Source organism: Candidatus Cloacimonadota bacterium, from assembly GCA_021734245.1.
Taxonomy (GTDB): Bacteria; Cloacimonadota; Cloacimonadia; order Cloacimonadales; family TCS61; genus B137-G9.
Map to the genome: position 1 here is coordinate 24,535 of JAIPJH010000026.1, position 8,910 is coordinate 33,444.

Below are 8,910 nucleotides of genomic sequence, written 5' to 3' on the forward strand. Positions count from 1 at the left end.
GATCAGCTTGCTGATCAGAGGCGTTCGAAATAGAAATTGATCATAAATTGAGAAATCCAGGAGTGAAAAATGTACGTTTTAAGTCGTGAAGAAATGTATACCTTCGATAAATATACGATCGAGAAAATAGGAATTCCCGGCAAAAAACTGATGGAAAATGCCGGCAGAGGTTGTGCCGAATTCATCAGGAATGAACTGCTGGTTTATCCAAAAGATGAGAAAGAAACCTTGAAAGAGTCGAGTAAGGAGAATATTGAGGAAGAGACTTTTTCAAGGTTCAAGATAGCTCTTTTCTGCGGAGCAGGAAATAACGGCGGTGATGGTTTTGTGATAGCACGTTATCTGAAAAAATGGAATTTTTATCCGGAAATCTTCCTGCTGGGAAACGAAGACAAAATGAGCCCGGAAACTTTGGAAAATTTTCAAGATTGCCAGAAGTTGAGAATCCCGATCCAAAAAATAGAGGATGCAGAGTTTGAACTAACGGATTTTGATTTGATCGTTGATGCGATTTTCGGTGTTGGTTTAAAAGGAACAGTGCGCGGTTGGCGAGCTGAAGTGATCACTAAAATTAATGCAACAAATCTTCCTGTCGTTGCCATCGATATTGCCAGCGGGATCGATGCCGATACCGGACAGGCAGAAATTGCCGTAGAAGCTGATTTTACACTGACAATGGCAAATTACAAATACGGGCATTTCCTGGAAAAAGGACGCGAAAAAAGTGGTGAAACCTTAGTTGTAGATATCGGCATTCCCGAACCTGTTTACGAAAAATTTCCGCCCAAAGCAAAATTAATAACAACTGAAAATGTTGTTTATCCGCTGCGTTCCCGATTTTCTCACAAAGGAAATTATGGTCGAATTGGAATCATCGCCGGATCTCCAGGTTTCAGTGGTGCTGCTGTAATGGCTTGCCGTTCTGCGCTGCGTTCCGGTGCTGGAATTATCACGCTTTTTCATCCTGCCGGAATGGAGTTGATCTTCGAGAGTCAACTCCTGGAAGTGATGACTTATTCCATTCCTGCAGATAATGATGATTTGGAGAAGATTGCTGAGTTTCAGAAAAAGCTAAATTCAATGGATGTTCTTCTCATCGGTCCCGGAATCGGAGTAACAAATAAAGCCAGACAGCTTCTGGAAGAAATCTTGAAAACCTGGCATAAACCTCTGGTTTTGGATGCAGATTCGTTAAATATTCTGTCTCAAAATCGTGATCTTGTAGATTTGATCAAGAGCAAACAGATCATTCTCACTCCGCACATTGGTGAATTTGCCCGACTTTGCCAAAAAACAATTCCTGAAATACAGGCTGATCCGCTGAGATGTTTGGAAGAATTCGTTAAAGAATATAAATGCCATATCCTGCTGAAAAGTTCCACCACGATCTTTGCCGACAAATCCGGATTTGTTTTTGATATTTCCGGAAACGACGGACTTTCCACCGGTGGCAGCGGCGATGTGCTGGCAGGTATTATAGTTTCATTTCTTGGTCAGAAATTAGATTTGCGAAATTCAGCAATTTCAGCTTCCTACCTGCTGGGAGAAACTTCTGAAAAACTGGCTGAGATCAGAAATCCGGCTTCGATCATTCCATCAGATATTATTGAAAATTTATTTAAGATAACGTAAAAAAAATAGCCAAGGAGAAAAGATGAAAAAGTTTTTGATTTTTGTTGTTTTAGCGGTAATCCTGCTTTCGGCATGTACCAAAAAGGTAACTCCGAAAGATTGGGAATATCTGGCTTCATCTATGCAGAAAGTAGATGAAATTGTTCAGAATGAATTAAATCGTCTGCAAAATATTGCAGCAAGTGATGTCGTGAAATCGGGAGAATGGGAAGAAATTAAGCCAGCACTCATTCTGGATGCGGAGAATCGAACTGAAGCACTTTACTGGTATTGTCTGCCCGATGGAAGTTATTACACTTCCGAAAAAGATAAAGTTGATGCCAATTTGAGTTCACGCGGATATTTCCCGGATCTGCTGGCTGGAAATGCTGTTGTCGGTTATCCGATAATCGGCAAAACCAGCGGTCGCAAATCTTTCGTGATTGCTGTTCCAATTTTTGATAATCAGGAAGTTACAGGTATTCTGGGCACTTCTATTTTTCTGGGAGAAATGTGGGATATTCTAAAAAATAAGATTAGCATTCCAGAAGAGTACGACTTCTATGCTGTGAATACAAATGGTTTTACAATGTTCGATCTGGAAACAAAAGATCATTTATTGGATGATGTTCTGAATCAGTCTTCTCCTACTCTGGTGGAAGCGATCAAGGTGATTATCGCAAGCGAAAACGGCTCTGTAAGCTACAAGTGGAACGACAAAAATAAAATTGCCATTTATAAAAAATCCCCTGTTTCAGACTGGAGATATGTTCTTTCTTTTTATTAGGAAAGGTTATCTGAATGAATGAAAAGCAAAAAGCTTTGATCAAATATGCCGGAATTGCACTCCTTCTCATCATAATAATTTTCAGTATTTCCAAATGTATAAGACGTTCTTCAGTTTTAGTCGAAGGATTACCGGAAGTTCCGGTTTATTTCAATGAAAATGGTAAAGAATTAAAAGTTGGAAAAACTAATGATGATGGGCTGACCAGCCTTAACCAGAAATTGCAGCCTGGCAGCTACATTATCTACTATCAGGAAGATTATCTTACCAGATATTATGCAACTTTAAGAGTGCGAAAAAGCCGCAAGGAAACAAAAGTGAGATTTCGCAAACATCGTTTGCCGGCTATTTCAAGACAATTAGTTCTCAATAAGAGTGAGGATGTAGAACTGGCATCAACTTTAAAACATTATTCCATCTATTCCAAAAGTGGAAATGCTGTAGAATATGACGCAGATATAAATATGTCTGTTCGCGGTTCTAATGATGGACTCGATTCTTATTTTATACTTAAATGGAACCTGAACCTGGAAGGAAGAAATGTGAGTAATGAAGAATTGGAAATTGCCGAAAATACTTCCAAGACGATGACTGTTTGGGAAGATAAATTACATTTATATGAGATCGAATATTCAGTAAATGGAGATGTTGCTTCACTTTCCTTGAGAGCAAAATACAAAGAATAGAAAAACACATTTTCACAGGCGGATGAGAATATTTTCATCCGCTTTTTTCTACGTGGTATTCAATAATTCATTGACATAATAATTGCAATTCTCAATATTCGCATCATCAAGAGTATAATGAACTTGGAAATAATGTAATCTTAATCCTGTAAAGAGGATTGCTATGAAGAAGTTTTTTGTATTTATTTTTGGATTGCTATGTCTTCATATTTATGCACAGAATGTTGTAATAAATGAAGTCCTTTACGATCCCGATGGGTCGGATGGTGGTTATGAATGGATCGAACTGTACAATAATTCTAACGATCTTATCAATCTTCATAATTGGACAATTGTAAAAGCCGGAACCAGTTTTTCTCTGGTTTTTATTTTACCTTCAATCAATATTCAGCCGCATGGTTTTCTTCTGATCGGTGAAGAATTTGTCCCAGATACTGATTTGATAACTGATCTTTCTTTTCAGAATGGTGGTTCTGCCACCGATGGAATTCGCATTATTTCTTATGACGGTTTTTACACCGATACTATTCTCTACGATTCACCAAACTCAAATAATCTTCCTGATGATATTTCCAGTCCGGGCAGTTTTTTTGCGGTGGATGTGAGTAGTGGAAATTCCCTGGCTCGCAAGCAGGATGGAATAGATTCCAATAATTGTGAACAGGATTTTTTTGAATGTGAAAATCCTACACCAGGTGAAGAGAATTTTTATCCGATAGATTTAGCAGTTTACGATGTTGAAATCGTGCTGAATAACGGTGATTACTGGCTTGAAACAGAGGTCTTTAACTTATCCACAGAAAATGTGGATAACTACGAAGCAAGCGTAGAAATCACTATAAATACTGAATTTTATGGAAGTTATGATCTGCCAGAGATTCCGGCTGAAAGTTCCATCCCGTTTTCCTGCAATCTTGAACAGTTTTCAGCAAATTACAATCTGATCTCTGCTGAAGTTATTTACATGTATGACAATATATTAGACAACAACTTTGCAGCTAATTCCATCTTAACTGCAAATTCTGATCTTGTTCTAAATGAAGTTTTGTTCCGTCCACAAAGTACCAATCAGGAGTGGCTGGAAATTTTTAATCGCGGAGATTGTGGATATCTTGTGGATAACTGGAAAATAATTGATGCAAGTGGCGGTCAAATCAACTTCTCATGCGTCTTGCAGCCAAATGACTTTATAGTAGTCTGCGAAGATGCAAATTTGATGTTTCAGATCTATCCCGAAATCGATCCAAATCTGGTAATTCAAAGTGATGATTGGACTTCGTTGAACAATACAGAAGAAAGCCTGACTTTTATGGATAATTATTCCGTTGTTTTTGATTCGATGTATTATGATGGTTCAGGTTGTCCTTCAGATTTTTCGCTGGAAAGAGTAAATCCTTTTGATGATGAAAATATTGAGTGGCTGGTCAGTCTGGATTCCCTGGGAACTCCGTCTTTACAAAATAGCGTTTTACCAATTGAAAAAGATCTTTCATTAGAATTCAGAGATATAGAAGAAATTGATGGGGAAATCCAGCATACGATTTTTGTGGAAAACCGTGGTTTGGAAAATATTAATTCTGTTTTGTTAACCTGTTTTAAAACCGAATTAGAAACAGGAAATCAGCAAGAAGTCTATATAGAAAATTTAATTATTACAGATAGTTTGGAAATTGTTTTTAATACTGATTTTCCTTCCAATGGTTATTATGAATTTAATTACGAAATTTATTCTGATGAAGACATGGATGAAAGCAACAACTTTGCGCATTCTTTCTTTAATCGTTCTGCTCTGCCGTTTGTGATAAATGAGATCATGTACGATCCTTCTGATGATCTGCCCGAATGGTTGGAAATCAAACAGAATTTTCCAGTTCCAGATTTGGAAGAGTTTTATCTGGTTGTAGATGAAGACACGCTTTGTTTGCCGTTCTTTGATGAAGAATTTGCTCTTGTAACTTCTTCGTATTCGGATGCCGATACTTTGCAGCAGCTTTATGATCTATCTGAAATCGAGATTTTCCTGGGATTGTCTTCACTTTCCAATAACGGAGAACAAATTTCTCTTCTGGATGAATGCGGAAATTTGATCGAAACTTTCTTCTATTTTCCCGAATGGAATGACGATCTGTCAGGAATTTCCATTGAACGTGTGAACAGCTGTCTTCCAGCCACGGAAAATAATTGGGGACCAGCGGTTAACGGCTGCACTCCCGCTACTGAAAACAGCATTTTTGTGCAAATTCTGCCTGCTAATACAAAACTGAAACCCGAACCAAATCCATTTTCTCCCTATCGTGGTGAACACACGATTTTTAACTACAAATTGCCGGAAATTATCAGCAGAATGACATTGCGGATTTTTGATCTGAAAGGAAGGTTGGTGCGCAAACTTGTAAATCAGCAGCTTATGGCAGCAGAAGGTGGAATTGTGTGGGATGGCAAAGGTGATAATGGTAAAAAACTGCCAATTGGGGTTTATATAGTTTTGATGCAGGCAACCGCGCGAGACAGCGAGAAAGTTTATGAAAAGAAGATTACGATTGTAATCGGGAAATAGGAGAAAAGGATGTACAGTAAAACAATTTCTTACGCAATTCAGGGAATTGGAGCTCAGCAGATTACGGTGGAAACAGATATCAAGGGAGGCACTTTTTTCTTCAATCTTGTGGGATTGCCTTCCAATTCGGTAAAAGAAAGTCGAGATCGGGTTCTGGCAGCAATTAAAAATTCCGGTTTTCGCATTGGTAATTTTGGTTTCACGGTAAACCTGGCTCCGGCAGATATCAAAAAAGACGGTGTTGCTCTGGATGTTCCCACAGCTTTAGCTTTGCTGCATGGTCTGGGAAGGATCGACACCCACAAACTGGATAAACTGGCATTTATCGGAGAGCTTTCTTTGGATGGAAATCTGCGACCCGTAAAAGGAGTTTTACCTATCGCAGTTGCCTGTTGGAAGGACGGATTCGATGGTCTTGTTCTGCCGTATGAAAATGCTAAAGAAGCTGCTATTATCGATGAATTGGAAATTTATCCAGTTTCATCTTTGAATGAAGTCATTAATTTTCTGGAAGATAAGATCGAGATCGAACCGCTCAAAGTTGATAAGAATTCCATTTTCAATCACCTTGATGACAGTCCGGTAGATATGTTCGATGTGAAAGGACAATATCACGTGAAACGAGCTTTGGAAGTAGCTGCAGCCGGTGGACACAATGTTTTAATGCTAGGACCTCCAGGATCAGGTAAAACCATGCTGGCTCGCAGAATTCCCACTATTCTTCCCAGCCTTACTCTGGAAGAATCTCTGGAAACTACCAAAATCCATTCTGTTGCCGGTCTTACAGGGAGCAAGATCGGAATTATTACAAGCCGTCCTTTTCGTTCTCCGCATCACACGATCAGCGATGTTGCTCTCATTGGTGGTGGAAGCTATCCCAAACCGGGAGAAGTTTCACTTTCTCATAACGGCGTACTGTTTCTGGATGAACTTCCCGAATTCAAAAAATCTGTATTGGAAGTATTGCGACAACCTTTGGAAGACGAAATTGTTACAATTTCCCGCGCAACGCAAAGTCTGGAATTTCCCGCCAAATTTATGCTGGTTGCTTCTATGAATCCCTGTCCCTGCGGTTATTTTGGCAGTAATGTGGAAGGTCATGCCTGCAGTTGCGCAATTGCTCAAATTCAGCGTTATCGTTCCCGCATTTCCGGTCCGCTTCTGGATCGCATCGATATTCACGTGGAAGTTCCAGCTGTGAAATATGAACAACTCAGCGGAGCACCTTCCGGTGAAAGATCAAAAGATATCAGAAAGCGGGTAAATGACTCCAGAAATCTACAGTTGCAACGTTTTACAGAAGAAAATATTTTCAGTAATTCTCAGATGAATCCCAAGCAAATACGCAAATACTGCCAGTTGGAAGAAGATAGCAAAGACATCCTGAAAAGAGCGATGGATAAAATGGGGCTTTCAGCTCGAGCTTACGATAGAATCTTAAAAGTAAGCCGCACCATTGCCGATCTGGAAGGCAGTGAAAATATAAAAGTGAATCACATCAGCGAATCTGTGCAGTATCGCAGTTTGGACAGGAAATTCTGGGAGTGAGAGCTTTAGCAACGAACGAAACGAACAAATCTAACATTCTTTGATATAAGTAAATCTCACTTTCTCACTACTCAACTCTCATCTCTGAAATCTATTCATCCACCACTTCAAACACATTCATTTGAGATTCATTTGGTTTGATGCCAAAATGTTTGTAAGCTTTGTAGGTTGCTTTCCTGCCTTGTGCAGTTCTGTCCAAAAATCCCTGCTGGATCAGATAAGGTTCATAAATTTCTTCCACTGTTCCGGCATCTTCGCCCACAGCAACTGCCAGCGTTTTCAGTCCAACCGGCCCGCCACCGTAATTTTCCATGATCGTCAGCAGAATTCGCTTATCCATATCATCCAAACCAGCGTTGTCCACCATCAGCATCTTCAGTGCTTTGATGGCAATTTCTTTGGTGATGATGCCGTCGCCTTTGATCTGAGCATAATCCCGCACACGGCGCAGCAGACGATTTGCCACTCGCGGTGTGCCACGACTGCGGCGAGCGATCTCTTTGGTTCCTTCCTGCTCCAGAGGAATATTTAACAGGCCTGCTGATCGTTTAACGATGTGCTCGATACTTTTCACATCGTAATAATCCAGCCGCAGGACAAGCCCGAAACGAGCTCTGAGCGGCGAAGTGAGAAGTCCGGCACGCGTGGTAGCACCGATCAGTGTGAACGGCTCAATATCGATGGAGAGTGAACGAGCGGAAGGACCGCTGTCGATAATGATTTCCATTTCAAAATCTTCGATGGCAGGATACATGTATTCTTCCACCACGTGATTGAGACGGTGAATTTCATCGATAAAGAAAACATCGTTTCTCTGCAGATTGGTCAAGATTCCAGCCAGGTCGGGAGCTTTTTCCAGAACCGGTCCGGCACTTACTTTTATTTCTACGCCCAGCTCGTTGGCAATTATGTTTGCCAAAGTAGTTTTACCCAAACCGGGAGGTCCGTAAAAAAGCACGTGGTCGAGTGGCTCTTTTCGCATTTTGGCAGCTTGAATGGAAATATCTAAAATCTCTTTTATCTGTTCCTGCCCCACGAATTCATTTAATGTTTTAGGGCGCAGCGTTCTATCAAAATCTTTTTCTTCCGGTATCTCCACCGGGTCGGTAATTCTTTCCAGCATATTTATTCCTTCTAAATTATTCTCCGTATCTTTTCCATAACATCAATGTGATTAAAGCAAAAATAACGATAATGATGACAAGTAAAAAAATTGGAACGGAGTCACCATAAATAAAAAGCTTGGAAAAAATTTTATAAATATAAGCTAATTGCCCGATGATAATGAGAAATCCAAACATCCAGGCCAGAAGTGGTTTTTCTTCATACTCTTTGCGCAAAGGATAGGCTTTGAAGATAGCATTCCAGATGAAAAAACCACCACCGATGATAATTAGTGCTAAAAGTCTTTCAAATATCATAAAATTCTCCTTGTTTAGCTCACAGATTTATACAGATGAACAAAAATAAATAATTCCAAATACGCAAATTATTTATTTATTTTGCGTATACTGTCCCCCTCCATAAGGGGAAATTAAACAAAATTCTTAAATTTGACTATCACCGTGGCAGAGCCAAGGTATATTTCGCTAAATTTATTTCAGCAAGCTGAAAATCGAATTTTCATTATTTACCCCTCTCCGGCAACTGCCGGATCTCCCCTCAAACAGGGGAGAAAATTTGGAAAACCCCGATGCAGAGCAGCGAGGAATTCTTTCGAT

General features: G+C 39.8%; 7 protein-coding genes. 5 read left to right on the forward strand and 2 right to left on the reverse strand.

The window, feature by feature from the left end:
- Positions 1-69: 69 nt before the first annotated feature.
- The 5 genes from K9N40_05855 (at position 70) to K9N40_05875 (ending at position 7,189) form a co-directional block, all read left to right on the forward strand.
- Entirely contained in the window at positions 70-1,632 is a 1,563-nt protein-coding gene (locus K9N40_05855; protein ID MCF7813979.1) for an NAD(P)H-hydrate dehydratase, read from the forward strand.
- 22 nt (positions 1,633-1,654) lie between these two features.
- The gene (locus K9N40_05860) at positions 1,655-2,398 is read left to right on the forward strand and encodes a cache domain-containing protein (protein ID MCF7813980.1); all 744 of its coding nucleotides are present in this window, start codon (positions 1,655-1,657) and stop codon (positions 2,396-2,398) included.
- A 14-nt stretch (positions 2,399-2,412) separates the two neighbouring features.
- Entirely contained in the window at positions 2,413-3,084 is a 672-nt protein-coding gene (locus K9N40_05865; protein ID MCF7813981.1) for a hypothetical protein, read from the forward strand.
- 163 nt (positions 3,085-3,247) lie between these two features.
- A complete protein-coding gene (locus K9N40_05870; GenBank protein ID MCF7813982.1) occupies positions 3,248-5,641 on the forward strand; it encodes a lamin tail domain-containing protein in 2,394 nt (797 codons plus the stop codon).
- A gap of 9 nt (positions 5,642-5,650) precedes the next feature.
- Positions 5,651-7,189 (forward strand): YifB family Mg chelatase-like AAA ATPase, encoded by a 1,539-nt coding sequence (locus K9N40_05875; protein MCF7813983.1) that lies wholly within the window; start codon positions 5,651-5,653, stop codon positions 7,187-7,189.
- A gap of 91 nt (positions 7,190-7,280) precedes the next feature.
- Here the strand turns inward: K9N40_05875 and ruvB are convergent, their stop codons facing one another.
- Together ruvB and K9N40_05885 are read right to left on the reverse strand one after the other, a co-directional pair.
- Positions 7,281-8,312 (reverse strand): Holliday junction branch migration DNA helicase RuvB, encoded by a 1,032-nt coding sequence (gene ruvB, locus K9N40_05880; GenBank protein MCF7813984.1) that lies wholly within the window; start codon positions 8,310-8,312, stop codon positions 7,281-7,283.
- Positions 8,313-8,328: 16 nt separating this feature from the next.
- On the reverse strand, positions 8,329-8,610 hold the full coding sequence (locus tag K9N40_05885; protein ID MCF7813985.1) for a hypothetical protein: 282 nt from the start codon (positions 8,608-8,610) through the stop codon (positions 8,329-8,331).
- Between the last annotated feature and the right edge of the window lie 300 nt (positions 8,611-8,910).